The organism is Streptomyces sp. NPDC002133 (assembly GCF_040296405.1).
Taxonomy (GTDB): domain Bacteria; phylum Actinomycetota; class Actinomycetes; order Streptomycetales; family Streptomycetaceae; genus Streptomyces.
In genome coordinates, this window is sequence record NZ_JBEOXF010000051.1 from 28,379 (window position 1) to 54,746 (window position 26,368).

The 26,368-nt window shown below is 68.2% G+C and carries 27 protein-coding genes and 2 pseudogenes; 19 read left to right on the forward strand and 10 right to left on the reverse strand.

Translation table 11 applies throughout. The annotated features are described in order from the left end of the window. Positions 1-130: 130 nt before the first annotated feature. The 3 genes from ABT078_RS32790 to ABT078_RS32800 form a co-directional block, all read right to left on the reverse strand. Positions 131-1,024 carry an alpha/beta hydrolase gene (locus ABT078_RS32790; protein WP_351234237.1) on the reverse strand — a complete coding sequence of 298 codons (894 nt, stop codon included), beginning with the start codon at positions 1,022-1,024 and terminating at the stop codon, positions 131-133. A 199-nt stretch (positions 1,025-1,223) separates the two neighbouring features. Continuing rightward, positions 1,224-2,012 (reverse strand): alpha/beta fold hydrolase, encoded by a 789-nt coding sequence (locus ABT078_RS32795; protein WP_351234239.1) that lies wholly within the window; start codon positions 2,010-2,012, stop codon positions 1,224-1,226. Positions 2,013-2,232: 220 nt separating this feature from the next. Next, a complete protein-coding gene (locus ABT078_RS32800) occupies positions 2,233-2,634 on the reverse strand; it encodes a tautomerase family protein (protein WP_351234241.1) in 402 nt (133 codons plus the stop codon). A gap of 614 nt (positions 2,635-3,248) precedes the next feature. Here ABT078_RS32800 and ABT078_RS32805 point away from each other — a divergent pair. The 14 genes and pseudogenes from ABT078_RS32805 (at position 3,249) to ABT078_RS32870 (ending at position 16,092) form a co-directional block, all read left to right on the forward strand. Next, entirely contained in the window at positions 3,249-3,677 is a 429-nt protein-coding gene (locus ABT078_RS32805; protein ID WP_351234243.1) for a nuclear transport factor 2 family protein, read from the forward strand. Between the two features lie 687 nt (positions 3,678-4,364). Continuing rightward, positions 4,365-5,708 (forward strand): MFS transporter, encoded by a 1,344-nt coding sequence (locus ABT078_RS32810; protein ID WP_351234245.1) that lies wholly within the window; start codon positions 4,365-4,367, stop codon positions 5,706-5,708. 384 nt (positions 5,709-6,092) lie between these two features. Continuing rightward, a pseudogene (locus ABT078_RS32815) lies at positions 6,093-6,212 on the forward strand (transposase domain-containing protein); the annotation flags it as partial. Positions 6,213-6,331: 119 nt separating this feature from the next. Beyond that, positions 6,332-7,612 carry a transposase gene (locus tag ABT078_RS32820; protein ID WP_351234247.1) on the forward strand — a complete coding sequence of 427 codons (1,281 nt, stop codon included), beginning with the start codon at positions 6,332-6,334 and terminating at the stop codon, positions 7,610-7,612. 93 nt (positions 7,613-7,705) lie between these two features. After that, positions 7,706-9,178 carry a MobF family relaxase gene (gene mobF / locus ABT078_RS32825; protein ID WP_351234249.1) on the forward strand — a complete coding sequence of 491 codons (1,473 nt, stop codon included), beginning with the start codon at positions 7,706-7,708 and terminating at the stop codon, positions 9,176-9,178. A 373-nt stretch (positions 9,179-9,551) separates the two neighbouring features. After that, positions 9,552-9,950, forward strand: coding sequence for a hypothetical protein (locus ABT078_RS32830; protein ID WP_351234251.1), 399 nt, complete (start codon positions 9,552-9,554; stop codon positions 9,948-9,950). A gap of 60 nt (positions 9,951-10,010) precedes the next feature. Further along, a complete protein-coding gene (locus ABT078_RS32835; RefSeq protein ID WP_351234254.1) occupies positions 10,011-10,688 on the forward strand; it encodes an ABC transporter ATP-binding protein in 678 nt (225 codons plus the stop codon). Beyond that, complete coding sequence (locus tag ABT078_RS32840) at positions 10,688-11,635, forward strand: ABC transporter permease (RefSeq protein ID WP_351234256.1); 948 nt, start codon at positions 10,688-10,690, stop codon at positions 11,633-11,635. Before ABT078_RS32835 ends, ABT078_RS32840 begins: the two co-directional genes overlap by 1 nt. A gap of 29 nt (positions 11,636-11,664) precedes the next feature. Next, a complete protein-coding gene (locus ABT078_RS32845) occupies positions 11,665-12,516 on the forward strand; it encodes a hypothetical protein (RefSeq protein WP_351234258.1) in 852 nt (283 codons plus the stop codon). Positions 12,517-12,818: 302 nt separating this feature from the next. Continuing rightward, positions 12,819-13,370 carry a 2'-5' RNA ligase family protein gene (locus tag ABT078_RS32850; RefSeq protein ID WP_351234260.1) on the forward strand — a complete coding sequence of 184 codons (552 nt, stop codon included), beginning with the start codon at positions 12,819-12,821 and terminating at the stop codon, positions 13,368-13,370. A gap of 40 nt (positions 13,371-13,410) precedes the next feature. Beyond that, positions 13,411-13,710: a hypothetical protein gene (locus ABT078_RS32855; protein WP_351234262.1), complete on the forward strand. Its 300-nt coding sequence runs from the start codon at positions 13,411-13,413 to the stop codon at positions 13,708-13,710. 122 nt (positions 13,711-13,832) lie between these two features. Then, complete coding sequence (locus ABT078_RS32860; protein ID WP_502981423.1) at positions 13,833-14,549, forward strand: thioredoxin domain-containing protein; 717 nt, start codon at positions 13,833-13,835, stop codon at positions 14,547-14,549. Positions 14,550-15,051: 502 nt separating this feature from the next. Continuing rightward, entirely contained in the window at positions 15,052-15,630 is a 579-nt protein-coding gene (locus ABT078_RS32865; protein WP_351234264.1) for a hypothetical protein, read from the forward strand. Positions 15,631-15,888: 258 nt separating this feature from the next. After that, a complete protein-coding gene (locus ABT078_RS32870; protein WP_351234266.1) occupies positions 15,889-16,092 on the forward strand; it encodes a hypothetical protein in 204 nt (67 codons plus the stop codon). Positions 16,093-16,522: 430 nt separating this feature from the next. Here the strand turns inward: ABT078_RS32870 and ABT078_RS32875 are convergent, their stop codons facing one another. Further along, a complete protein-coding gene (locus ABT078_RS32875; protein ID WP_351234268.1) occupies positions 16,523-17,308 on the reverse strand; it encodes a hypothetical protein in 786 nt (261 codons plus the stop codon). A gap of 2 nt (positions 17,309-17,310) precedes the next feature. Continuing rightward, positions 17,311-17,796, reverse strand: a complete 486-nt coding sequence (locus ABT078_RS32880; protein WP_351234270.1) for a SigE family RNA polymerase sigma factor — start codon at positions 17,794-17,796, stop codon at positions 17,311-17,313. A gap of 272 nt (positions 17,797-18,068) precedes the next feature. On the opposite strand from ABT078_RS32880, the gene ABT078_RS32885 reads away from it, so the two are divergent. Then, complete coding sequence (locus tag ABT078_RS32885) at positions 18,069-18,368, forward strand: hypothetical protein (RefSeq protein WP_351234272.1); 300 nt, start codon at positions 18,069-18,071, stop codon at positions 18,366-18,368. A 171-nt stretch (positions 18,369-18,539) separates the two neighbouring features. Then, a pseudogene (locus ABT078_RS32890) lies at positions 18,540-18,731 on the forward strand (tyrosine-type recombinase/integrase); the annotation flags it as partial. A gap of 45 nt (positions 18,732-18,776) precedes the next feature. Here the strand turns inward: ABT078_RS32890 and ABT078_RS32895 are convergent. Further along, entirely contained in the window at positions 18,777-19,592 is an 816-nt protein-coding gene (locus ABT078_RS32895; RefSeq protein ID WP_351234274.1) for a barstar family protein, read from the reverse strand. A 141-nt stretch (positions 19,593-19,733) separates the two neighbouring features. Between ABT078_RS32895 and ABT078_RS32900 the strand changes: the two genes are divergently transcribed. Further along, a complete protein-coding gene (locus tag ABT078_RS32900) occupies positions 19,734-20,021 on the forward strand; it encodes a hypothetical protein (RefSeq protein WP_351234276.1) in 288 nt (95 codons plus the stop codon). Between the two features lie 201 nt (positions 20,022-20,222). Beyond that, positions 20,223-20,762 carry a hypothetical protein gene (locus ABT078_RS32905; RefSeq protein WP_351234277.1) on the forward strand — a complete coding sequence of 180 codons (540 nt, stop codon included), beginning with the start codon at positions 20,223-20,225 and terminating at the stop codon, positions 20,760-20,762. Between the two features lie 13 nt (positions 20,763-20,775). Here the strand turns inward: ABT078_RS32905 and ABT078_RS32910 are convergent, their stop codons facing one another. The 4 genes from ABT078_RS32910 to ABT078_RS32925 all read right to left on the reverse strand — a co-directional run bounded on the left by ABT078_RS32910 (position 20,776) and on the right by ABT078_RS32925 (position 25,209). Then, positions 20,776-21,324, reverse strand: a complete 549-nt coding sequence (locus ABT078_RS32910; protein ID WP_351234279.1) for an SMI1/KNR4 family protein — start codon at positions 21,322-21,324, stop codon at positions 20,776-20,778. A 103-nt stretch (positions 21,325-21,427) separates the two neighbouring features. Next, complete coding sequence (locus ABT078_RS32915; protein WP_351234281.1) at positions 21,428-24,139, reverse strand: DEAD/DEAH box helicase; 2,712 nt, start codon at positions 24,137-24,139, stop codon at positions 21,428-21,430. Further along, positions 24,136-24,606 carry a hypothetical protein gene (locus ABT078_RS32920; RefSeq protein ID WP_351234283.1) on the reverse strand — a complete coding sequence of 157 codons (471 nt, stop codon included), beginning with the start codon at positions 24,604-24,606 and terminating at the stop codon, positions 24,136-24,138. The genes ABT078_RS32915 and ABT078_RS32920 overlap by 4 nt, the downstream gene beginning before the upstream one ends. Positions 24,607-24,687: 81 nt before the next feature. Beyond that, entirely contained in the window at positions 24,688-25,209 is a 522-nt protein-coding gene (locus ABT078_RS32925) for a hypothetical protein (RefSeq protein WP_351234285.1), read from the reverse strand. Positions 25,210-25,555: 346 nt separating this feature from the next. Here ABT078_RS32925 and ABT078_RS32930 point away from each other — a divergent pair, with 346 nt between their 5' ends. Beyond that, the gene (locus ABT078_RS32930) at positions 25,556-25,984 is read left to right on the forward strand and encodes a hypothetical protein (RefSeq protein WP_351234287.1); all 429 of its coding nucleotides are present in this window, start codon (positions 25,556-25,558) and stop codon (positions 25,982-25,984) included. Positions 25,985-26,368: the final 384 nt, after the last annotated feature.

Genomic DNA, 26,368 nt, shown 5'->3' on the forward strand with positions numbered 1-26,368 from the left:
TCGACACCGAATACCCTTGGCGCCCAGGACCGATTTCGGCCGGCCGACGCTTTTGCCCGCCGCCTCGTACAGCGATGCTTCCAGGGCTCAGGGCTCAGGGCTCAGGGCTCAGGGCTCAGGGCTCAGGGCGTTAGAACAAATACGTGCGGAACCAGTTGAGTGCCGCGGTGCTCGCTGTGTCGAACCTGGACGTGTAGGGATCGAAATGTCCTCCGGGAATGAGTATGAGCTTCTTGGGTTCCAGTGCGCGCTCGTAGGCGGCCAGGGCGAGATCGGTGACGGTGGTCGTGTCGTTCGCCGCGACCAGCATCAGTAGGGGTGTCGGTGAGATGCGGGTAACCCATGCCCCGGGTTCGTACATGCGGGCGGCACGGGTCGAGCGGATGGTGACGGTGTTCTCCCAGACGCCGATGGGGAGGGGCTGGGTGTAGAACTCCAGGGCGTCCTGCGTCCGGTAGGAGGCTGGCACTGCCGGGTCGTCACTGACGATTGCCTGCGTGCGGGGAGGGGCACCGCGGAACTGGGCGCGCTCGTCCTTGATGAAGGAATCCTCGAGCTGCGCCACGGCCTCGGGCGGAATGCGGCGCAGCCCCTGCTCGTATCCGCTGATCGTGGGTACCTGTGCGACGATGCAGCGCAGACGTCTGTCGGTGGCACCGAGCACCAGGGCGTGTCCGCCCGCGTAGCTGGTTCCCCACAGGCCGATACGCTCGGGGTCGACTTCGGGGCGCTGCTCCAGGTAGGAGATGGCGCGGCGCCAGTCGGCGATCTGCCGCCAGGGGTCGATGTCCTGGCGTGGAGTGCCGTCGCTGGCTCCGAAGGTGCGATGGTCATGCACGAGCACGACGAAGCCGTTGTCGGCGAATACGCGGGCGAAGCGCTCGAGTCGGTGTTCTTTGACCGCGGCGTATCCGTGGGCCATGGTGATCGCCGGGTGCGGCCCTGGCCCGTCCGGGGTGAACAGCCATCCGCGCAGCCAGATCCCTCCCTCTGCGGGGAACTTGATTTCCTCACGCGTTGTCATGTGAATGTCTCCTGTGGGGTGGGGGCTATCAGCCGCGGTCGGTTGGAAGTCGACAGGGAGCGGCCGGCGTTCACCGCAGATCGCACGGTGTGCTCGTATGGACGCGCGCGGAGGATGTATCCGTTTCCTCGGCGGGGGAGTCTCCGGTGGTTCGGCAATCGGCCGGCGTCGCCGACTGCCGAACACAACGGATGCGCAGTTAACGGTCCGGGGTGACGCTCTCCGGGCGGTTGAGTATGTGCGCGACGACCAGGGCTGCAGTACGGGCAGGCGCCTCGACCGGAGGGAAATGGCCTGCGGCTGCCACCACGGCTTGGCGGACGTCGATGAACTGGGGAGCGATCTGCTCGGCCGCAAGGCCGGCGCTCAGTACGGGGTCGAACTCGCCGCTGAGAATCAGGACGGGGTTGACGTAACCGTCGATCTCGGCGGATACGTCCTCTGCCGACCACGCTCGCAGGTACGCCTCGAGGGTAGCCGCCGAGGCAGTGTCCGTACCGATCGCAGCAAGGTGTCTTCCGAACTGCGGGCCGAGGCGGCCGGCGGTCAACGTGGTCACCACGTCTGCCATCACGTCTGGCTCGTGCGCCGCGGAGGTGAAGTGCTTCTCGCTGGCGGCGTCGAGGGGGAACCCCCGGCTGGGCACCGCGCTGATGAGGGAGAGGGTGCGAATCCTGGCGCGGGCCTGGTGGCTTCCCGACAGCAGTTGCGCCGCCTTTCCGCCCATGGAGTGTCCCACCAGGTGGAAGCTGTCCCACTGCAGTTCGTCGGCAACGGCGAGCAGATCCTGGGCCATCTCCTGGGTGGTGAGCCGTCCCGAGATTGCTGCGGAGGATCCGTAGCCCCGGAAATCCGGGAATACCCATGTCATCTCTTCCTCGTCGAGGTAGGGATGCATGGGGGCGAACGTCGCGCCGGACGCCGGCCACGCGTGCGCGCAGAGCACATGGACCGGTCCATGACCAACGGTCTGATAAGAAAGCGTCATTCAAGTTCCTCGGGCTAGTGGACTCGAGCGGTTGGTAACGCTCGACTTGCAGCGGCGCACATGGGCAACGGGCGCGATGGTGCAGCAATGATGGGCGTTACAGTTCAGCCGGTTCAGGCAGCTGACGGGTGGGTGATGAGTCGCCGATGGCTGCTCGCACACCAGGAAGTGGCCTCAACTGCCCGGCGCGCACGCGGCAGCATGATGGTGACCCGCCGTCTCACCAGCGGGGCGCGCCCTCGGCGAGCTGAAGCTCGCCCCTGCCGAAGGAGAAGTTCTCGTTCGGTACTGGAATGAGCGCGACGAAGATGTCGTCCGGCGACACGCCCAGCGCCTCGACCACCAGCTCGTTGATGGCTGTGGTCACCTTGCGCCGGTCCTCGAGCGGCCGGTGCGCTCCGATCAGTACGGTGATGATCATGGCGTCAGCGCTGCGCTGCATATCCATGAAGGTCGGATGCAAGAAGAGTTCATCGGCGCCGTGTTCGCTGATCATGATGAAGCGGTCGCCCTCGGGGATGCCGAGCCCCTGGACCAGTGACTGGTTGAGTGCGTCGGCGAGAGCGCGCTTCTGATCCCGCGAAAAGCGGTTGGCGGGGATGTGTGCATTGAAGACAGGCATGGCATTCCTCTCGTCGCAGCGGCAAGGCAAGGCGCGCTGGTCCGCCGCAAGGATGGAAACGAGTAGATGCTCGGATCGTCGAACGAGTATATGCTCGCATCATCCCGGCCATCAACCCCTGCCGATGACGGCGGACCGGCGTCGCCCCGGAGTGAGCCGACGCCATGCCAAACGCCGCCCGCGCGAGGTCGGCAGATCTTCCCCTGGGGCGGACGCGCCCACCCGGTTCCCGCATGCGGCGCCGACGCCATCCCGGACAGGCCGGCCGGCCGGGGGCGAGGCCGCCCTCCCGGCGACCGGGAACGCGACGCGGCAGCAACGGCACTCGGCAACCGCATCCTGCGGGGCGAACGCGGCCCCATCCTCCACGCCCAGTTCCAGTCCGGGGCACACCCAAATCCCTACCGCTGCAGCTTCTGCCAGGGTGTCTTGCGGGCGGCGGACGCCACCCTTCGCCCGACATGCATGGGCGCCCTCGCGTGACGGGCAATGCCTGCGCGGCTGCGATGCGGGCGCGGCCAGGCTCCGGAGTCGGCCGGACTGGGACCCCTTGACAGTCGCGAGCATATGCTCCTAACTAATGGCACCCTTGTCCCCGACTCCCGGAGCCACTGATGCACAACGACTCGATCGTCGCGGCAGTCACCACCGCCTTCACCGGATACGAACACAACGACCGTGGGCCGCTCATCGCGTTGCTCTCGGACGACTTCACCTTTGAGATGTCCGACTCGCTGCCCTACGGCGGAAAGTACGTGGGCGCAGCCGAGTTCGTCGCCTACTGGAAGGAAGTCGGCAAGGAGTGGGAGTACTTCCGGTACGACGCCCACCAGGTCATCGACGCCGGCGACACCATCGTCGTCCCGGTGAGGACCGACGCTCTCTCCACGCGCGGCATCCGGATGCAGAACGAGCATCTCTTCCTGTTCAAGGTGTCGCACGGGAAGATCGTGTCCGGACGTCTCTACGCGGACACCGCCCGGGGGCGTGACGTGATCGAGGGCCGCGAACCGCGTCGCTACCCGCGTCCCACCCTGTCCTGATCGACCGACAACCCGCTCGATCCACCGCCACACCTGACGGGACATCCGGCAAGCCGGGCGCGCACGCCTCTGACCTCCGCAGCGGATCGGATGCCGCAAGCTGGTGCAGCAGATGCCAGGCCCCTCGTGGACACCGCAGCAGGGGGACCGGCGTTCCTCAACAGCGCGGTGCCTACGCGGCCGCGGGGGCCAGTGCTGCCCGGCCGGTCACCGCGGTTGGCACCGTCGCTGTTCTCGATGGGCTCTGGTCAAGTCCGGCGGTCAGCGGTTTCGGTGCGCACCCCCTCTGCAGAGCTGATGCGGGTAGCCGCGGAGGAGACCTGCCCGTCCTGCACTGCGTGCCGCATGCAAACGGCGCCCATGCTCGAGACTCAGCCCTCGGACGCACCCCGGCTGGTCGACCTGCGGCCACACGGCACTGCGTTGTGCTCTCTCGGCAATCGCTCGCAGCGGCCGACGAGCCCAACACCAGGCACATATGACACACCCTCAGGCATGCACTGACGCCGTCGCGTCGACAGACGACACGGCGCCGGCAGCCGAGCGCTTCCGACCGGTCCACCAGCAGCAACGGACCACATCGCCGCCGACGAGCCCCGTCCATCTCGCCAAGTGGCGCCGTTTCGCCCGGACGCGGACCGGAACGACCAAAACCACCCACAGCCCAGAACGAGCCAGAGGAACGCAATGAATGACACCGACCGCTCTGCGAAACGGCCCGCCTCGCTCACCAAGATCATTGTGGTGAGCAGTGCCGGATCAGCCATCGAGTGGTACGACTTCTTCATCTACGGCACTGCTGCGGCGCTCATCTTCAACAAGCTCTTCTTCCCGCAGGCCGACCCGCTGGTGGGAACGCTGCTGGCCTTCACGACGTTTGCCGTCGGCTTCGTCGCCCGGCCCCTGGGCGGCGCTGTGTTCGGCCACCTCGGGGACAAGGTCGGCCGCAAGCCGGCCCTGGTCGCCGCGTTGCTCCTGATGGGCGGCTCGACGACCCTGATCGGCCTGTTGCCGACGTACGGCTCCATAGGCGTCACGGCGCCGATCCTGCTAGTGGTCCTACGTTTCCTCCAAGGCATCGCCGTCGGCGGCCAGTGGGGCGGAGCCGTGCTGATCGCCACAGAGAACGCACCGGAGCACAGGCGCGGACTCTACGGCAGCTTCGCTCAACTGGGCGTGCCGATAGGCCTCATGCTCTCCAGTCTGGTGTTCCTCACGAGCACCTCATGGCTCGGTGAAGAAGCATTTGCTGCGTGGGGCTGGCGGGTGCCGTTCCTGGGCAGCATCCTGCTGGTCCTGATCGCCTTCTACGCGCACTTCCAACTCGAGGACACGGCCAGCAGCAAGGAGGCCGGACACGAGGGTGGTGCCTCCCGCTCACCCGTGTTCGAGGTGCTGCGCAACCACGCCAAAGTCGTCGCGCTCACCGCCGGCGCCGTGTTCAGCGCCGGTGCCGGCTTCTACCTGTTCGCCACCTACATGCTGTCGTACGGGACCACGGTCCTGGGACTGCCCAAGAGCACCATGCTGACCGCAGTCCTCCTGGGCGCTGCCGTCCAGGTTCCGGCGCTGATGGGCTTCGGCGCACTGTCCGACCGGATCGGCCGTCGAAAGGTGTTCCTCTCCGGCGCAATCGGCATGGGCCTGTGGGTATTTCCGGCCTTCCTGCTGGTCGACACGGCGCAGCCGGTCTTCGTCACCATCGCTCTGGTCGTCGGCCAGTTGTTGTTCGCGACCATGTACGGGCCACAGGCGGCCTTCCTGGCAGAGCTGTTCTCGGCACACGTGCGCTACTCGGGCGCCTCTCTCGGATACCAGCTCGGCCTCATGCTCGGCGGCGCCCTCACGCCCATCATGGCAACGTGGCTCTACGCGGAGTACCAGTCCTTCGTACCGGTTGCCGCACTCCTGGTGGCAGCGGCCCTGATCTCCTGCAGCTGCGTCCTCGTGCTCAGCGAGACCCACCACGGCAACCGTAACCGCACGCCTGCCCAGCCGACCAGGCAGAACAGCGGCCTCTCCGTTTCCTGACTCCGCCTCATACGCTGCTGTGCTGCCCAGGACCTGATCGATTCTGGGCAGCATGCCCCCAATGAGGCAAACACTCACCCTGGAGGCCACACGCCGCGCAGAATCCGACCGCCAAGCGTCAGCGGCAGCCGCCGATGCGGAGTGAACTTCCCCCAAGGCCGGGTAGTTAGCGTTTTCGCAGGTCACGCAAGGAGCGTTGACAGGGCCTCTGCGCGACGCAACGGAGCTCGTTGGTACAGGCAGTCGTCCAAGACAGCTTGTCCCGGAGGAGCTCCGTTGCCCGGTCATTGTGTCCTGCCGCCGTCACTGGCGAACATCACCCGTTCGGTGACTGTGGCCGCAGGGCGGTTCGCGCCCGGCCATCTGGGAGAACTGACACCGATCATGCCGTTCGAGTTGGTCGATGCGGTCTTGTCGGAGACTCGGACCGTCCAGCGCAGGCTGCGCGATCTGCCCTCACGGGTCGGCGTCTACTTCCTGTTGGCAATGTGTCTGTTCCCCGAGATCGGCTACCGGCTGGTGTGGGACAAACTGGCGGTCGGCCTGTCGGGGATGCCGGTTGTCGCCCGAGCACGAAGGCGCTGCGTGATCTGCGCCGCAGACTCGGCAGCGCGCCGGTACGGGTGTTGTTCGAGGTGCTGGCCGGGTTGTTGGCCCGCCCGACCACGCCGGGGGTGCGGTTCGGCCCGTATCGGACGGTGTCGTTCGACGGCTGCAGCTCGATCAAGGTGCCTGACAGCCAGCGCAACCGGGGCTGGCTGGGGCGGTGCCCGCACGGCGGGTATCCCCAAATCGAGCTGATGACGCTGGTCGAGACCGGCACCCGGTCCGTGATCGCGGCGGTCTTCGGCCCCACCCGGGAGGGCGAGACCTCCTACCCCACCAGGCTGTTGCACCATCTGGGCCCCGGGATGCTGGTGCTGTGGGACCGGGGTTTCGACAGCAACGGCTTCCTCACCGCCGTGCACGCTACCGGCGCACAGGTCCTGGGCCGCATCCGCCAGCGCCGCCGCCCACCGGTCCTCAAGCCGCTTGCCGACTCCTCCTACCTCTCGGTCATCGGCGGCGTCCCGGTGCGCATCATCGAGGCCCAGGTGAGCATCACCTGCACCGATGGTGCCACCTTCGAGGGCTCCTACCGCCTGGTGACCACGCTCCTGGACGCCCGCCGCTACCCCGCCGACCGCCTCGTGCACCTGTATCACGAGCGCTGGGAGCACGAGAGCGCCTACTACGCCTTGCGCCACACCATCCTGCACGGACGCGTCCTGCGCTCGCACGACCCGGTCGGCGTCGAGCAGGAGATGTGGGCCCTGCTCACCCTCTACCAGCTCCTGCGCCGCACCATGGTCCAGGCGGCGGAGTCCCAGCCGGGCACCGATCCCGACCGCTGCGGCTTCACCATTGCCCTCCAAGCTGCCCGCGACCTGCTGGTATGCGCGGAGGGAGTCTTCGAGCAGGGCATCGGAGAGATCGGCCGGCGCGCCCTGTCGGCGCTGTCGCCCGCACGGCGGGCCCGCGTCAGCACCCGCAAGGTGAAGTCCCCCACCTCCCGTTACGCGGAACGGAAAATGGACGGCCGCCCTGACAGCAGCAAGGCCGTGACCTCGACGACGATCACTCTCCTACCGCCGCCGGTGCCGGAGCCCGCACTGCCCACGACCACGGTCCCCCAGTACGTCGGCCCCGGCCAGACCAGCAACCGCATGACACGCGTCCTGACCATCCTGCAGGCAGAACCCGAACGGCTCTGGCGCTCACGGGAGATCGCCGAACTCCTCGGCGACGTCACCCTCGTTGCCACCTACCGACAACTCGCGCGCTGGACCGAGAAAGGAATGATCAAGAGGGTCCGCACGGGACGCTACGCGGCAATCACACAGGAAACGGCACCCCTTGCGTGACCTGCGAAAACGCCAACTACCCGGCCTTGGGGGAACTTCAACTACGTACAGCAGGTTGCGGTCGGTGACGGCCGCCGACCCCGCGGCAAGAGTATGGAACAGGCGCAAGATGAGGCTGGAGTGCCGCCCGGCGTGTGGATAGGCCGGGCGCTGCCCGCGGTCGGCCTAACTGCGGGCACCAGGGTGACAGAACAGCAGATGCGGCATCTGTTCGGGGAAGGCCGGCACCCGGACGCGAACCGCATCGTCGCCGCCCGGCTGGCCGCTGGGGACCGTCCCGCCGAGGCCCAGCGCGCGGCCAAGCTCGGGTACAGAATCCAGCGCTGGTCGGGCGGCGACCTCGTCTTCCGCCCGCCGGGCAGCGTGCAGGCCCTGTGGGCCCTGGCCGCCAGCCCCGTCCGACAGGCCATCGAGGCCGCGCACAGCCGCGTCATCGGCGAGGTCCTGGCCGTAGCCGAGACGGAGCACCTGTGGGTCCGCGTCGGACGCGACAGCACCGTCCAGCCCGCCCGCCCGGGCGTGATCGCGGCCCGCTTCCGCCACTACCAGGACCGCGACGGCGGGCCACTCCTCCACGACCACGTGGTGCTCTCCGTCAAAGTCATTCGCGCCGATGGCCAGTGGGGAACGCTCCACACCCGCCCATTCCTCGAGTACGCCGTCGCGCTGTCCGAGCTCTATAACCAGCGGCTCATGGAAGAGCTCTGCACCGCGCTCGATCTCGCAACGGTGCCGCACTACCCGACCGCCGGCCAGCGGCCGGTGATGGAACTCGCCGGAATCCCCGAGCAGCTCATCGACTTGTTCGCCACCCGCAATGCCGCCACGATGCGGCAGCTGGCCGCCGACGAGGACACCTACCGGAGCCGCACGGGCCGCCGGCCCACGGTGAAGGTCCGCCATCGCATGATGGCCCGCGCCTCCCACACCACCCGCCCAGCAAAACCGGCCACCAAGCCCCTGCCCGTGCTGCGCGCCCGCTGGCGCGACCTGGCGGTCGCCCGCTACGGCCAGGCGCTCATCGACGGCCTCCTCGACGCGGCCCGGGCAGCCGCCCGCGTCATCCGGCAGGCAGTCCGCACGACCGTCGACATCGCCGCGGCCGCCCTGGAAATCACCGCGATCGTCGCCGTCCATCACGGCGGAACCTTCCGCCACCGCCACCTGCTCGCCGAAGCCCGCCGCTACCTCGCCCGCACCCTGCGCGGCCACCCCGCCCCACCACTCACCGACACGACCATCACCTCGACCGCCATCCGCAACCACTGCCTCCCCACCAACGACCAGCCCGACCCCGACCAGCCCCTCGCCCTCGCACACCGCGCCTTCACCCCGGCTTGGCTCCCCGACCCGACCAGCCGCCCAACCACGCCCACCGCACACCGACTCCATGACCGCGCCCGAGCCGAAGCCTTTCTGCGCACCGTCCGCGCCCGCACCGCCACCCATCTCCCACAGACCGCGCCGCCTGCTCAGCTGTCAAGGTCGCGACGGCCCGACATGCGCGCGAGTGAGCAGCAAGTAGCCGCCAGCCATAGGAAGCAGGACCCCGGTCACATGCGGTGAAACAGGTTCGTTGCGGCGGAAATGCTGCTGAGTAGCAGTTCGCGCCCGTCCGGTGCGAGGGCGTGTCACGTGACAGCAAGGTGTTTAGATGACGTCGATGCCTGGTCCCAGGGCGGTCCGACCGCTGGCGACGCTGGCGATGGTACTGCTGGCGAGGCCGCCGACAGACAGGTTGACGTGCGAGTCGGTCCTGTCGGGTGCTCGAAGTCATGGCTCATCAAGTCGCCCTCAATGAGCAGCACTTGACACCGAGTCACAGTGTCATTCAAGATCACCTGCTGGCAGTCGGGTGGGAACCGCACCACCGAGGCGCCGCATGACGCTCCCTCAAAAGGTGGAGCGATAGGGAGGGGAAGCTTTGATGCGTTCTCGCATGAAATCTGCACTTGCTACTGCCACGCTGGCAGCTGCGTTGGTCGGCGTGACCGCTCCGAGCGCCGCCGCATGGGATACCGTCAAGCAGTTTTCCTTCACGGATGAAGGCGTCGGGGCCACGACCGGCTTCTGGAACGCGAAGCAGGGAAACCAGCAGGCCACGCAGGATGCATGCGCCACGAGCAACGGCGCACAGGGCCGTGTTGGCTATGACTTCAACATCCAGGTGACGTTGGAGCCGGACAAGTGGATTGCCTGGCGCGACTGGTCCTGCGATAACTCGACGTACTGGAAGCAGTTCGCCTACAGCAACACCCCGGGCGGCCGTTACTACATGGAGATCGAGTCCGCGCCCGCCTTCATCCACTCTGCGGGCCGTATCAACTACGACGGCTGACCCAGAAGCATGAATGTCCTTTCCTGTCACGAAGTGACCAAACGATACCGAAGGCACTCCGTGCTGGAGGGGATCAATCTGACCGTGGAGGCCGGCGAGACCGTCGGCCTCCTCGGTCTCAATGGCGCGGGAAAGACCACCCTCATGCGTCTCATGACGGGCCTGGTCTCCGCAGATTCGGGAGATATCCGGCTGTTCGGCGAACCGTTGCCGATGCGGCCTCGACAACTGGCACGCGTAGGCGCGGCCCTGGACGCCCCGGCCTTCTATCGCTGGACGACCGGCCGGGCCATGCTGCGGATCCTGCTCGACACCTCCGGGCTTCAGGATCGCGGCCGGATCGCGAGGTGCCTCGATCGCGTGGGGCTTTCGGGGGCGGCCGATCGCAGGATCGGTGCGTACTCTCAGGGCATGCGGCAGCGTCTTGCGATCGCCGCCGCTCTGCTCAAGCAGCCGGATCTGCTGATCCTCGACGAGCCGACCAACGGTCTGGACCCGGAAGGGCTTCGGATGGTCCGCAGGGTTGTCGCCGAAGAGGCATCTCGGGGTGCGGCCGTTCTCGTCTCCAGTCACCAGCTCGACGAAATCCAGCGCGTCTGCGATCGCGTCATCATGCTTTCCCGCGGACGAGTCGCAGCTGCGGGAACGCTCGCGTCACTCGGCTACAACCCGCAGGACGGACCGGAAGCATTCGAGAACTGGTTCTTCCGGCTGGTCGGAGAGGGCGCCGATCGGTGATGTCACTCATACGAGCCGAGTTGCGGCGCCTGCTCCGTCATCCGCTCGCTCTTGTCCTTGCCGTGCTTTTCGCCATGGGCTCGCTCTATTGCGCCTGGGTCAGCCAGGACTCGGCGTCGTGGAATATTGAACAGGTCGAGCTCAATCTCGGGCACATCGACGAGATCTGCACCTCCAACAACACGGCGGAGCAGAAGGCCCGATGTGAGGCGGATCTGCCCCATCAGGTGGCCGGACTGGAACGCCGCAAGGAGGAGTTCCTGGAGAATGGTGCCCGCGCGGCCTTCGCCCAGCACCCCGTGGGCGCCCTCCTGTGGACTGCCAAACTCCTTACCTCGATCCCTGGCCTCACTCTGCTCGTGCTTCTCGCTGCGTTCTCGGTCGCTGGCGAGTGGAGCCGCGGCAGCATCGTGCAGCTCCTTCTCCAGGAAGGCCGCCTCGTCCGCCTACTGGCGGCCAAGGTCTGCGCCTTGTGGGCGTGGATGATGCTGCTCCTCGCGCTCTCGGCGGGAGCGACGGCCGGGTTCGGCATCCTCTACAGCTCGGACGCCTATCCCCTGCCCTCTCCGGGCTCAGCTGGTTCCGTCCTGGCAGACACAGCCACCGGCGTGGCTGGAGCGTCTCTTGTCCTGGCGGGTGGGGCCGCTTTCGCAGTAGCGCTCGCGTCCATGGTCCGACTCCCACTCCGTACGTTCCTCAGCGGGCTCCTCGTCCTCGCCATCGTCGTGCGTACCTCCTCCGTGACCGGCATCGGGGCGTGGCTCCCCGGTGCCGCACTAGCTGACCTGGTCGGCTTCGGCGGCATGGACAGCGTGTGGGACCACTTCTGGGTCTCCACAGCCCCGTCCCCGGCACCCGCTCTGCTGCGCGCCCTGCCGACCGTCGCCGGGATCGGCCTGATGTGGTGGTGGCTGCACCGTCGGTCCCTCACTCGGGACCGCATCTGATGCGCGCCGACCGTCGTCGTAGACGGCAGATGGGCAAAGCCTGGGCGGGTGAGCTGCGTGCCCTCTGGAACGCCCCTGTGTGGGCAGTGGTGTCCGGGGTCGGCCTCGTCTCGTTCCTCACCGTGTCCCGGATCTGGCTCGCCGGTGCGGAGTACGGCGTCGTGGACAGCTCTGTGGCTTCGCTGACACAGCCGGCCGCAGCGCTGCGCGCCTCGGCGTGGCAGATCTCGACCCTTCTCGGGCTGCTCCTCACCGGAGTGCTGGTGGCGACGACACTTGGCCAGGCCCTGGAGGGTGGCACATGGAGCATGCTCCGGCTGCATGAGCACCGAGTGAGCAGGCTTCTGTTCCGGAAAGCCGGTGCCGTGCTCCTGGCACTGCTGACCGCACAACTGATGACAGCGGTCCTCCTGTGCATGGGCGTAATCCTGCTTTCCCGGATATTCCCCATCCAGTCACGCGTGGGAGCGCACGGGAACCGCGTGCCGTCTCCCACATCAGCGGATGTAGTCACCTGGGGAGAAGCAGCAGCAGCCGTCGCCTCAACGATGCTGGTGCAGATCCTTTTCGTAGCGATGACGGCCTGCGCTGCGGCTTTGCTGCGCAGTGTGATCGGGACGCTGGCCCTCGGCCTGGGTCCGATTTTGGTGACGTCTCCGTTGGTGCTGCTGCCCGTAGCGCCGTTGCTCCCTCAGCGGTGGGTCGCCGACCTGCTGGGCCTCCCCTCGGAAGCCCAGTTCCAGCTCTACTTCTGGAACCAGGCGCCGCCCGACCCCGACCCTGCCATTGGCGGCCTGGCTCTGGCGGCGTCCGCTGTCCTGCTGATGGCAGCGGCGTGGCACCTGCTGCGTTCCGAACGCTCCCTCAAACCCGTCGATTAGGGTCGAACACGACGGCTTGCGTTGGCGGGGTGGGGTGGGTGGTGGAGGCGGCCGGGGTACTGCGCGGGGAGCTGGTGCGGCCGGGCGGTTTTCATTGCTGTCGTGGCTTCGTTCACTTCAACCGACAGCGTTTGTTCATGGGTTCCGGCGGCGTTCAGTGATCACCGGCACTCTGGATGTTCACGGGAAATAGCGGCAGCGTCTTGGTCGTGCCGCTCGTCGACCTGCTTCGCAGATCGACGTGATCATTCAGCGAAAAAGGAGCCGTGCTGTCTGCGGCAGAGGTGGCAACATGCGGTGTCATGGCAGATGACAGCACCAGTGCGTTTCAGGCGGGCCAGACGGGGCTTATCGTCCGGATCCCGGAGGCAGAGCCGTCCGTCCGCGGGTGGCGTGAACGGCTCGACCCCTCGGCCCAGGCCGGGGTTCCAGCCCACGTCACCGTGCTCTTCCCGTTCCTCGATGAGAGCCGAATAGATGCGCTCGTCTACTCCGCTCTCGCGGACGTTCTGGGCGGCCACCAGGCCTTTGACTTGCGGTTCGAGCGGTGTGGACGTCTCCCGGAAGTGCTGTATCTCGTCCCCGAGCCTGACACGCAGTTGCGGCAGCTCACCGCGGCGATCGCTGATCGTTGGCCTGAGGCTCCGCCGTATGGCGGCCGGTTTGCCGAGATCGTGCCGCACCTGACCACCGCTCAAGGTCAGGAAGACGCCGCCCTGGAGGAGATCGAGGCCGACCTCGCAGGCACGCTCCCGTTCACGTCTCACGTCGCGTCGGTTGAACTCATAGTGCACGACGGCGTGAAGTGGCAAGAACGAGCGTCGTTCGCACTCGGAGAATGCACCAGGTCATGAGGCTTGGGCTGGTCCGCTGCCCATCGGCTTCGGCGGTGAGATGCCCCGGGTCAGAGAGCACACGCTCCAGCAAGGCGACCGGGTGCTGTGCTATGCCGACGGCATCATTGAGGAATACGTGAGCGACGGGGAGCCCCCAGACCTCGACGGCGACGAGTGGGACCACCTCACCGACGCGATCGACCTCTACACCCGCGCCCGCATCGAACGCCGCCTGGAGCAGATGCGTGAGCGCACCGTCGCCACCCGCGAAGCCCTCCTGCCGCCGACCTCGCCGCTGCTCCAGCAGCCCCAGCCCGGCAGCAACAACCCCGGCAACCGGCCACCCACCCCGAGATAACGACCCCCGTCCCCACCACAGTCGTCAAATGCATGTGCGAATGCCGCCTGGAGCCTCTACAGTCCTCGCGATCAAGGGGAGGGGAAAGTTCCATGCAGGCGAAGCGTGAAAGACAGCTGGCAGTGGCTGTGTCGGCCGGGCTGCTGGTGTTGTCCATGACCGGCTGCGGTCAGGCAGGACAGGTGGAGGTGCCCGGCGCCGCCGCCTACGCGGGCATCGAGGAGCTGCCCGAAAAGCTGAGCGAGAACGGCACCACGATCATCGTGGGAGACCCGAAGGCGCCGATGACCGTGCACCTCTACGAGGATCCGCGCTGCCCCGTGGTCGAAGAGTTCGAGGCCTACGGCGGCGCCTCGGTGCTTCGTGAACTGACCGAGCTGGGCAGGGTGAAGACCGAGTACACCTTCGCGTCCTTCCGCGATGACCGCATGGGAGGCGGCGGGTCGAAGCGGGCGGTCAACGCCCTGCGCGCGGCACTGGAGGCCGGGAAGTTCGCCGAGTACCACGACGTGCTCTTCCAGCATCAGCCTGAAGCTGAGGTCGACGGTTACACCACCGAGTACCTCCTCGAGCTGGCCGGCAAGGTCGACGGCCTGCGCAGCCCGGCCTTCGACACGGCCGTCAAGACGATGAAGTACCGCGCGTTTGTCACCCAGTCCGAGGAGACGTACGAGAACGCCGACGGGCCCGATCCCCTCGGCCCGGGTACACCCACGGCCGTCATCAACGGCAGGCAAGTACCCGAAACCCTTTACTGGGTTCTCTTCGACAGGCAGGAGTTCACCCGCCTTCTGGTCGAGATCGAGCACGATCCCGGGCAGTGGCAGATCGGCCTCTGACGAGCCAGACGGACACCCCCGATGCGCCCGGGCGCTCCCCACACCGCACGGCACCTCGCCCCGAAGGCCAGGGGGATCGGCCCCGGGCGCACATTCGGCGAACTCGCCCGCCACCCTGTCCCTGGGCTGGGGCGATGGCTCGCTCGTGGACTCGACTGCATGCCCATCTCGGTGTCCCGCCCGGCCCCGTCACCTTCGCCATGGTGGCCAAGGCCGTCGCCAACCGGCTGGGGGCCTGGGCTGGAAGGAGGCTCTCCCGCGGCCACGTGCGCGGCGAGTTGTGCCGCCAGCGACTTTAGGAAGCCCGGGTTCACGACGGATGCGCCACACGCGCGCAAGAAGCCACAGCCAGGCGCCGCGCCCGCCGGATGGGACGTCACCGCATCCGGCCGGCTCACCGCCTGCGACCGCACGGCACCGCGCACCCATATGTGCTGACCCAGTGCACCAGGGGTAGTTCATAGTGGTCGGACACTTCCCCGAATTCACGATCGGACGGCCTGTGACGACCGCGTACAGCGAACCCACCACCGAGCGCATCCCCGGACGGTCCTGGACCGTCCGCCTGACCGGCCACAGCGACCGCACCGCCACCGTCGCCTGCAGCACAGCGGCGTGCCGCATGCCGGCCCGCTCCAAGGACATCGCGGCCATGCGCGCGTTCGCCGCACGGCACGCCGCCGCTCACGCCAAGGCGGCCACCATCCGTCCCACCGCCTCCTGCCACTGCCGCGCCCAGCAGTGCGCCGCCCACCCCGGAGCCAGGGTCTACTGCACCGGCGCCGTGGTGCTCATCATGCGCCACGACCCGACCGTCGCCCGGGTGTGGAGCGTCGAGGAAGTCTGCGAGACCTGCGCGCCCCACATCCCCCACGCCAAGGTCCTCGCCCGCGCCGCCCGCACGGCTCGCCCCCGTCCAGCCGCAGCCGCCCAGGAAGCCCCGACGGTTCCGGAGCCGCGCTCCGTCGTACCGGGCGGGTTCTCCTCCGCGGGCGCCCCGGGCGACGGCGAACCCCAGCGCCGCCGCCCCCATACCCAGACCCGCCGCCCGCGCCGCCCGCAGGGCAGCCAGAGCCGCTGAGCTTGCTACTGGCCCCGGGGCTGATGCCGTCTGCCGGCTTGCCGGGGGCCGGGTCCTGGCGCTGCTTGACCTTCCTGCTGCGTATCGACGCCCCGACGCCGGGCGGGCAGGGCTGCTGGCATCAGGTCATGCCGGGTCCTGGTGGCGAATTTTGGGGCCTGGCGCTTCCGGAAGTGCGAGAGCGGGGGAGCCGTGAAATGCGGGATCGTCGGCGGCTGGTTCGAGTGTTGGGATTTCGCCTCGGCTTTCGCTGTCGTCGTGGATGGGGAAATCCTCGAGGAGGCCAGGCGGAATGCGGCTGGGGCCGTCCTGGAGCATTTCCCGCACTGCGCCGTGGGCGACGGGGGTGAGAGGTCCGAAACTCTCTGGGGCGGGCACGACGGGGCCTGTGTCGTTGCGGCGTTCGCGGGCGGCCTGAGCGCCCAGGCCATCGAGGACGTGTCGTTCGAGCTGATCGCGTGAGCGCGGCCGCCCCTGCCGACCGACCCGTCGCACCCGAAGTCCCGGGCCCCGACAGGGGCCCCGGCCGCGTCGCCCCTGCTGCTCCCGCCAAGGAGCAGCCCTCGAGCCGGCCAACAGCCGGCCCCGTGCGCGTGTTGCTCCGTGGTTTCTGGGCTGCGTTCCTGATGGAAGGGTTTCTGGCGGCGCGTTCGCGTTGCCCATCGTCGACCGCCTCACCTTCTACGGGGCGATCATCGAGACCGGCACCCAGTGAGCGGGCTACAGCGCACGCAGGGTGCCGGTGCTGCCATACGGTCGCGTGCCTCGGCAGGGGCTTGGCCTCTGCCCGCCTCGCTGCTCCCGGCAGGGAGCAGCCGTCAGCCGGCCGAGGCCGTTCCACCGGCGGCAGGGGTGGAGCGCGGTGCCGAACCGGCTCCTGGGGTTTCTGACGCTATGTCTTGGGCACTAGCTCCGGCTTCAGCATCAGTTCGCGCAGCTGCTCACGATCCAGCGGCGGCGTCTTCAGCAGGGGTCCCAGCTCGTTCTCCCCTTGGAATCCGGTGCTGTCCCGTACCGCCAGGACCTGGCCGTCCGGGAGTGTCAGCCGGCCCACGAGCTCCGGCCCCCAGGTCCGGTTGCCCGTGAGGGGGCTCATGCTCGGGGAGACGCGGCTGGGGCCCGCCGTGGCGCCTTCCCGCCAGATGGTGAGCACGCGCCCGTCCGGCAACTGCTCACGCACGCAGTCGTTGTGGCCGTTCTCCGGCCGGCAGAGGTCCTGCGTCATTGCCTTGCCGCCGGTCGTGGCGTCGATGTACTCGCGGGTCATGATCTTGATGTGCAGGTAGCCGACGCCTCCCTCGCGGCGCACCGCGTACTGGACGTCCAGCGGCTCCTCGGCGTGCCTGGTGTCCGCGCCCTTGATCATCACCGCCCAGGAGACCTGCTCGATCTCCCCCACTCCCGCAGGCAGCAGCTTCTCCAGCTTCTGCGCCTGCTCGTTGCCGCCCGTGAGTTCGGCCGGCGCGGCCACCGACGTCCTGCCGGGCTCCTGTCCCGCCATGCCGGGAATGGCCACCACTCCCGCCGCGACGACGGCGAGCGCCGCACCGCTCATCGCGGCCCGGCGCCGCCACCGGATGTGGGATGCCTTCGTGTAGACCGCGTCCGTGGTGAAGGTGGGCCGCCCCGCCTCGTCCGCGGCGCGTCCCAGCAGCGCCCGCACCTCTGTCCCGTTCATGTTCATACCAGCTCCTCCCGCATCTCGGCGCGCAGCGCCGCCAACCCCCGAGCCGTATGGCTCTTGACCGTGTTCACACGCATGCCGAGCAACTCCGCCGTGGCCTCGACGCTCAGGTCCTCCCAGTAGCGCAGCACCAGCACGGCGCGCTGTTTGGGAGTGAGGCGGGCAAGGGCCGCACGGACCATCAGGCCGGTGTCCGAGTCGGCCGACGGTGAGGCCCTCTCCGGCAGCTCGCCGCAAGCGTGTTCGCGCCGCCAGAAACGGCGCCGGGCAGCGATGAAGGTGTTGACCAGGGTTTTGCGTGCGTACGCCTCGAGATTGTCGAGGCGACCCAGACGCCTGCCGCCGAGCACCACCTTCACCAGGGTTGTCTGCACCAGATCCTCGGCCTCGTCACGGTCACCGCAGAGCAGATAGGCACTGCGGAAGAGCGCCGTACGCCGGCCCTCGACGAAGGCGCGCAGCGCGTCATCGCCCGTCACCATCCCGCCCCCCTTCCCCGGCCCGCCCGGCGCGGACCGTCCCACCACTCCAATGCGATGGCACCGCCGGAAGGTTGCAGGTGCCGAGGGAATTTGACGGCGAGCAGAGTGCCGCGGCTGCATCGTGCTCGCCGGCAGTGTGCATGTGAAATCCGCGCCTGCGGCATGAGAGCTCCCGCAAGCCGCGGACGGGCTCGGGGCCCTGGACAGCGTTGAAGCCCGCTGCTTGCGCTGTTGGGCTTCTCGCGACAGCGGCTGGTCCCTTCCGACCGCTGATGCCGCCCGTACGGCGCGCGCCGCAGTCCGAGGCGGAGCAGGACGCCGACGAGGACGCCGAGGGCCGGGACGAGGTCACGGTCACCGTCTTGCTGACGGTCACCGAACAGGTCACGTACGAATTCGAGGCCGAGCTGAAGCTGCCGGCCCGCACCGTCGACGACCCGGAGGCGCTGCGCGACTACCTCGACCTCAACGAGGAAGTCTGGCTCGACCACCTCGATCCCACCGGCGCAAGCGGCTGCCTCAGCGTCAACGAGCGCAGCCTGGACGAGGCGTCCGTCGTCCTCGCCGTCTGACCCTTCCGCCGGCCGACCGGCTACGTGGTCGGCCGGCGCTGCCCTGCCCTCGCGCACCGCAGCCCGTTGGAGTCGCGGGCGGTCGTGGGTCGGGCACGGCTTCGGCAGAAGGTCTCCGATCGGCCGCCTCGCTCGATTCCCCACCGGCTCTGGGACGAGCTGTTCGATCGCATGGGCTACGAGCGCGACCGCGCCCTGCTGGAGTTTTACGTCTCCAGCGGCGCCCGCGCGGTCGAGCTGCTCGGGGTCGGGGTGAACGACATCGACTGGTCCGGCCAGCGGATCTACGTGATCTCCAAGGGCACCCGGCAGAGGGAAGCGGTGCCGGCCTCGCCGCAGGCGTTCGTCCGGCTGGCCCGCTACCTCGACGAAGCGGGAACGCAGTCGATGCCTGGAAGCAACGAGCTGTCATCGAAGGATGACGCTCACTCCCCGTTCCTCGAAGATCTCCAGGAGCAGGTCGAACAGCGCAACGTCGCGATCTCCGGCGGCCCGCTCTACCCACCGTGCCCTGGTCTCGGTCGAGGACTCCCAGTGCAAGGTGAATGGAGTGGTGGCGCCCCAGCCGCCGCTCAGACAGTCGTCCAGAGCATTGAGGTTCCAGCCGAAGTATCCGCCGGGCCCGTTGATGGCCTCACCCATCGCGCAGTAGAAGGTGTCCCTGTCGGCGATGTGCTGGCCGTCCAGGGTGAACACCTGGCCTGCAGGAGCGTCGGGCTTCCCTTGACGTTGGTGCTCCCGGGACCACAGCGCCACCGACAGCCACGCATGTCTGTCCTCGGGGGCAAGTTCGTGCCACATGCCGGTGCGGTTCAGGTGCCCCGTGCGGATCAGGTCCCACGCCTGTTCCGCCCCAGCCAGGGCGTTCTCGCACCACAGCGTCACCGTGAGGTCGACGAGGCCAGCGCCGCGGCCGGAGGGCTTGACGTCGACGACGGTTACCTCGTTGACGAAGTAGGACCCCATGGTGGCACCGTCGCCGTCGAGGAGCTCGAACCAGGCGTTCCCCGCCACAGCACGACGGCCGCCGATGTGATCGATGACCTTCAGTAGGCCACCCTGCGGGAGGCAACCTGCGAGGTGCACCCGGCGTGCTCCCTGCTCATCCGGCAGCGGAGTGAACAACCCCTCAGCCTCGTGAGCAAAGCCCCAGAAGTCGCTGCCGTCCTCGTCCGAGGTCAGCGCGTACTTCTGCCCTTCGCCGCCCCACCCTGATGTTCGCATCGCACCCCCAAAGAGAGCGCTGATCTTACCGACGCCTGGGGATCTGCCCGGCGGCGGCCGCCGCCACCACCCTGACCCCAGCCCATCCATCTCGGAGGCCCTTTGACGAGTCACATACCCGCCTTCACCCATGAGAGTGAAGTGCAGAGAAGCACCTCAACGCTGAAGCGGGGCAAGGCCAACGTGCACCTCACCGCGATCGTCGCGGCCCTCGGCCTTGACCGCAAGGCGCTCGTCATCAACTGCCTCGGCATCCGAGCCGCCGAGTCTCCCGCGCGCAGCAAGAAGTTGCCGCTGTCCATCGACACCCGCACCAGCAACGGCAAGCGGCTCGTCCTGACCACCCGATTTTCGCCCTGTCCGACAGCAAGATCTGGGAGGAGATCGCCGCCGAGGGCCTCGAGTACCACCGGGCCTACGACGCCCTGATGCCGCGCCTGAGCTGGGTGTTCTGCGTGCTTGCCGGACTCAGCGTGCTGGTGCGCGCCGTCCGGCTGTGCTGGGCGCTCGGCCTGCCGCTGCCGGTGAAGTACACCGACCTGGAAGCCCGGATCGGCCACTGCTTCAAGGAGCAGTACAGCCTCGCCGACCCCGGCCGAACGTCCCGGGCTCCGTCAGGGGCCCGGCCCCGTGACCCCGCTGCCCCCGTCAGGGGGCCAGCCCCAGCCGGCCAACGGCCGCACGCTCACGGCCCTGGCAGGCACCGTCGACCGCTTCGCACGGCGCGTGCACCGGGACAGGCCTGCCTTCGGGATGGCCACCCGCCCGCACGTTGAGCAGCTGTACGAGCGCCTCGTGGCCGACGACGGCCCGCAGATCGTGGTCTGTGAGGGCGGAGCCGGCCTGGGTAAGTCGACGGTCGTCGCCGACGTTTTGACCCGGCTGAGTGAGCAGGTACGGCCCGCGGCCGCGGGCCGTATGGATGGTGCCGACGCGAGCGTGCAGACGGCCAAGGACCTGGGCACCAAGATGACCCTGCCGGACTCACCGGCAGTGCTGCTGGCTGGAGCCGCAGACGGAGACTCGGCGCTGTTGGTGATTGACCAACTGGACGCTTTCAGCACCTACAACGGCAGGATGTCGGACGCCTACGAGGCCGTGGAGGACGTGCTGGCGCAGTTGTCCGTCGCTCTGAACGTCAAGATGCTTCTGGTGGTGTCGATTCCGTAGGAAGGACAGCTTCCTACGGAATCGTCAGCCATTCGGTGTACCAGGCGTGAAAGCCGGGGCTGACCGGTACGAAGCCGCCCCAGTCCGGATCGATCTGCCAGATTTCTCCGGCGCGCGGGCCGCTCACGACGAGTCGGATGTACATGCCGCAGCCCAGCTCGGCGAGTATGAGCGTGCCCACGGTCAGATCGGTCGGTGTCCTCATCGGGCCGGGCAGGGGTTCGGCGAGCGGGAACGGTTCGCGGAGCCGACCGGGCAGCCGGTCGTCCTCCCACTCACCGTCTGCTGCCCACTCCTCGGCGGCCTCCGAGCGGGCAGTGGTCAACGGCATCAGCCCGTGGCCGGGTCCGGCGGGACCGTTGCCCACCTGTGCGACGAACGACCGGTACTCCTGCGGCAGAGCGATGCCGTGGGACTCCTCGAACGCCCCGATCTGCGTCTCCTCCAGCCGAGGCGCCAGCACGTACTGATGCGTCTGCGCCCCGAACCGCCGCCGCTGCGGGTCTCGTGCGCTCATCTGGCGTACCTGTGCGCGGACGCGTTCCCCGTCCCAGTTGTCCATCCAGCGACCGTAACAACGACATCCGCCATCCCGGCCCGCGACCGACACCACTGGTTTCTTGCCTACTTGACACCCGGGCGTCGTCATAGCGCAGGACAGCCGGTCAGAGGCTGTCCGGGGCGGTCTGGGGGATCGTCACCGACCTCGCCCAGCCCATGCCCAACTCCGCGAGCGCGGCGAGCTGGTCGGCATCCAGCCGGCCCCGCCTCGATTTGGTGTTCGAGATCCATACGCCCAGCTTCACAGTCACCGGCTCTGTCTCGCAGTCGACTGCGATCTCCTCAGCGTGCCCCCTTGGCACGGGCCGGTCGCCTTCTCGTTCCACCCATTGCGTGAGGGCGGCCAGTCCGCGTTGGAATGCTTGCTGTGCCTTGCCCGTCCCTTTTGTCGCACGTCCGGCTGCCGGGGCGGGGGCCGGGGCCTCAGCGGGTTGCACGTCCAGCTTCGACAGCCGCTTCTGTTGCTCGGGGAGGAGCTGCGCCCAGGTGCCTGGCTGTTTCTGCCGCTCCAGCCACTTGCCGAGGTCGTCGCCTTCGAACAGTACTCCGGGTGCGATGTCGGGTAGGTGGCCGTGGGGTTCGTCGGCGGCGAGGTCGGCGAGGACGCGGTAGTGGCGTTGCCAGTCGAGCGGCCAGGGGCAGTTCCAGTCCTCGTCGATGGCTGTCAGCTGTGTGGCGCGGGCTGCGGCGCGTTCGGGGTTTTTGCCGAGGCCATCTTTGCGGCGGAGGTTGGCCATGTGCTGCCCGACAGGCATGAGCTCGCCTACGGCGTCGCCCCATGCGGCGTCCTGGCGTGGGGCGAGGTGTCCGTGTGCGTGCCGGTAGGAGCGGAGCACGGCGAGTTTTGTTTCCCAGGCTTCTTCGCCGGGTTCCCACACCATCCCGGCGTCGGGTTCGTCGAGGAGTTTCTTCCGGTGCTCCCCGAGCTCCCCGGTCCGCAGCGCCTTGCGCTGCTCGTGGACCCACCGGCCCAGGGGGAACGCCTTGGTGACGCCCAGCTCGGTCTCGGTGTCGTACGGAACGGCGTGCAGGCCGGTGATGCCGTTCTCTTCGCGCCAGCGGCGCAGGGCCTGGTAGCCCTCGAGCCACACCAGGCTTTCCGGCCGGTAGACCCGCGTGCGCAGGAATGCGGCGATGGTGGCGGGGTCGCGTGGGCTGGAGAAGTGCAGCAGGGCCGACTCCACTGCGGCCGGCGTGCCGCCCTGCTCCTGGTCCTTGCCGTCGCCCTCGTCGGCCCCGACGATCCGGCCGTCCTCGTCACGGATGAGGTGGTGGTGGACCTTTTCCCCGGGCTGCCGGGTGAGGGCGCGGGAGGCGAGTTGCTCGACGAGTCGTTCATCGTGACTGCGCAGGCCCTGGAGCACGGCCACAAGGGGGCGGAAGCTGGCGGAGGCGACCATGTCGTCCGGGTCCTCGCCCGCCTCCAGGAAGACCGGCACGATGATGCGGGCCACCTTCGTCGTGCCGTTTGGGCTCGGGCGCAGGGCGCGGCCGATGTTCTGCACGATCTCCACTTGCGAGCCACGGGTGTCCGCGAAGCACACGGCCTCCACGCCCCGCTCGCCGACGATGTCCACGCCCTCGCCGAGCACGCGAACGCTTGCGAGGAAGGCGCGGTGCACCCGCCGTCCCGCCGCGTCGATCCCGTCGGCGAACTGCCGCAGGACCTCGCGCCGCTCGCTGACGAGGTGGTCGCCGCACAGCCACGCCGCCCACACGCGGTCCGGCGGTACGTGGCGGCCGGGCTCGAGCTCGTAGAGCTCGGCGCCGATCGACGACGCGGGGAGATCCTCCGCGTTCGCGAGCGCGTCCAGAGACGGCTCGTCGGCATACAGCTCGGCCGCCGTCTCGAGGATCTTCTCCGCGAACGCGGCGGCCTCCTCCACCCGCTGGTGGAACGTCATGACGGTACGCAGGCCGCGGGCGGCCGCATGCTCCAGGAGCGCGGTCTGCAGCAGCGCGAGCCGCCGGCCCCGCAGCGCCTCCTCGGACAGCCCGAGCACCGGGTCGGGGTCCCGGATTTCCAGGACGTCGATCTCGAACCCGGCGAGCACGCCCCGCTCGACCGCCTCCGCGAGCCCGAGCTCGAAGATCCACGCGCCGTAGGTTCCGTCCGGGTCGCTGGTCATCGTCGCGAGCTCCAGCTCCTGGCCGTCCTTGCCCCGCACGGGCCGGGGCGCGGCCAGGATCCGCGGGGTGGCGGTCAGGTACAGCCGGAAGCCCGCTCGGATCCGCTGGTTGTCGTGGATCGCGGCCCACGGCCGGCCGAGATCTCCAGCTGTGCCGTGCGCCTCGTCCACGACAGCCAGGTCGAACGGCTCCATGCTCTGCCCATAAAGCCGCTCCCCGCCCGCCAGAGCGGCCTCCAGCGGCCCCCGCACCCTCCCGACACCCATCGCATCCATCGGGTCTTCCCGGTCCACCAGGGAGGCGTACGTGGCCAGCACGACGACCGGCCCGTGCCCGGCCCACAGGGCGAGCTGGATGGGATTCGTCGTGGTCCTCACACCGAGCCGCTCCAGGACCGCGTCCTCGCCCAGCGAGCACACCGCGACCATCGGCACGGTGTGGCCGACCCTGCGCCAGGCCTGGGCGGTCTGCACGAGCAGGTCGAGCGTGGGAACCATGACGAGGATCCTGCCGCCGGGGAACAGGTCTCGCGCCGCCACCGCGGCGGTGATCGTCTTCCCCGACCCGGTCGCGGACACCACCGTGGCCCGCGCCCCCTCCACAGGCACAGAAGATCTTGCAGGAAATCCCACCCATCTCCTGATACAGGTATTCGCTTCTACCTGATGTTCTCGGAGGCTAATCACGTGGATTCCCTTTTCTCCTTCTTGCTGGCCGGGAACGGGCTCTTCCACCAGGCCCTTCCACGGGACGGGGAGTCTGCGGGCACAGCCGGGACGGGGTACCGGGCGATGCCCCCGCCCGCAGGCAGCTCGTCCTCGAAGTCGCAGGCCGCCACCGCCTTGCAGCCCACGCTCCACAGGCATTCCAGCACCGTCGTGACGGCAGCCACCACGGCGCCGGGCTGCGCCCCTGTGGGTGCTTCGCACTCCAGCACCGTGGGCCATTCGAGGAAGTCGAAGCGATGGGTCTTCCTGCCCGTGACGTAGTCGTTGTGGGCACCGACCACCCGCACCGGCCCGACCACCAGGCCCGAGCCCTCGCCACCAGAGCCGAGCAAGTCCCTGACCTGAGCCATGACCGTTGAACTGTCCGCGGCGTCGACGTACACCGAGCAGTCCTCGTACGAGACCCCAGACCTCACCGAATCCATCCCAGCCCTCCTATCCCGCTCGTCTCCAGAACGTGCTCCACACGCCCACCCCGTTCCGAATCGAATCCGAGCCCCGCGCGCTCACCAGCCCCGTTCGGACGGGCCGATGACATCGTGTCCGATCAGCCGCGCGAGATGCTGCGCCCGCTCTCCCTCGTCAGGCCGGACGTGGACGTACACCGTGTGGCCCGAGACCGGTTCATGGTTGGCGTCGATGTTGAAACAGGCCTGCACCCCGGTGCGCGCATGCTCAGGACCCAGGCTGAGTTCCGGTACTGCCGGCCAGCTGAGCGCAAACCAGGCGATCTGCCCCCATGTAGCCGCTCGCAGTACCTCCGGAGCCCTCTCGAGCAGGTCACCCGCCCAAGGCTCCACGACCGAAAGCGTCACAGGCAGCAGGCCAGCCAGCACACCGGCATCCTCAGGAAGATCAACCCCACGGAAATGCTCACCCGACCCCGAGTACCAGCCCCGCCGGAACACCTCACGCGCCTTCAGCACATCCTCCACGCGGACCAGTCCAGCATCCAGGTCGACGGTCGCCCCCTCCGCCAGCTCCCCGCACTCGACCAGAGAAGCGGCCACGGCGATCACCTCCGCCACATCACGGCTCCGGTAGACCGGGTACGCCCTCGCATTACCCACAGCGCCCATTCCTTGGTCAGCCCGAGACGGGCAGCGATCCGGCTCTCGACAGATGTGCCATTATTTTCCCAATCCTACATACTGCATCACAACTGCTTTCGAGACCTATGACGACCCCCTGCAGGCGTGTGATGATCACTGAAGGGGTACAACGCCGCGATGCCCTAGGACCCGGGGCACCGGGACTTCACGGGAACGTCGAGGAGAGTCGACAGCAGTGGGGCCATGGGATGTCAGAAGAGACCAGGACCGCGAGAAGTGGTCCTGCACCCCACTGGTGAGCGTGGGGCCACTGGAGTTCGGAATGCGCTCCGACGAGGTGGCCGCGGCACTCGGCCGGCCCGTATCCGAGCCGGAGATCAGGCGCCTCCACCCACCCAGTGAGGAGTCTTTCTCCGAGCCGAATGTGACGCTCTACTATACGAGCGCAGGCCACCTGGCGGCCGTGGCAGTCGATGCGTTGGAAGGCCCACAGGTCACTCTGGACGGAACACGGCTCGTAGGGCAGACACCCTCCGAGACAGAAGACTGGATCCTCAGGTACACGCAAGAGCGCAACCAGCAGCTGAGATACGCACACGACGGCAATCCGGTATCGGGAGACCTCGGGCTGTTCATCCGCGCCCAGAGAGCCGGCGACATCGTCCTCACCCGCCCCATCTTCCTTTTCAGCGGTTGGACGAGAGACATGTGGGACTGCATTCCCTCCAGAGAATGGATGACGTCCTGCTGACACCCAGACCGACACGGGGGCGGGGGAGCGCAGCGGACCCGCCCCACGCCCCTGACTGGCCATCACTCAAGGCCGCCTCACAGGCCCCTGACTCCTAGCCAGCTGCCCGCGCTAGCGGGCTCCAGGACCTGGAGGCGAAGCCGAAAGGCCCCAGGGGCGGGGGAGCGCAGCGGACCCGCCCCCAACGGACCGCAACGCGGGCAGCATTGGCCCTGAAGCGAAGCGGAAGGGCCGGCCTCGGCAAAGCCGAAGCGCGGTGAGCGAAGCGAACCGCAACTCCCCGGCGAAGCCGGGGAGTTCGCAACCCGCGAAGCGGGTTGCGAACCACCTTGCGAAGCAAGGCGGTTCGGGATGACCTAGCGGGGCCGGGTCCGCAAACCAGCG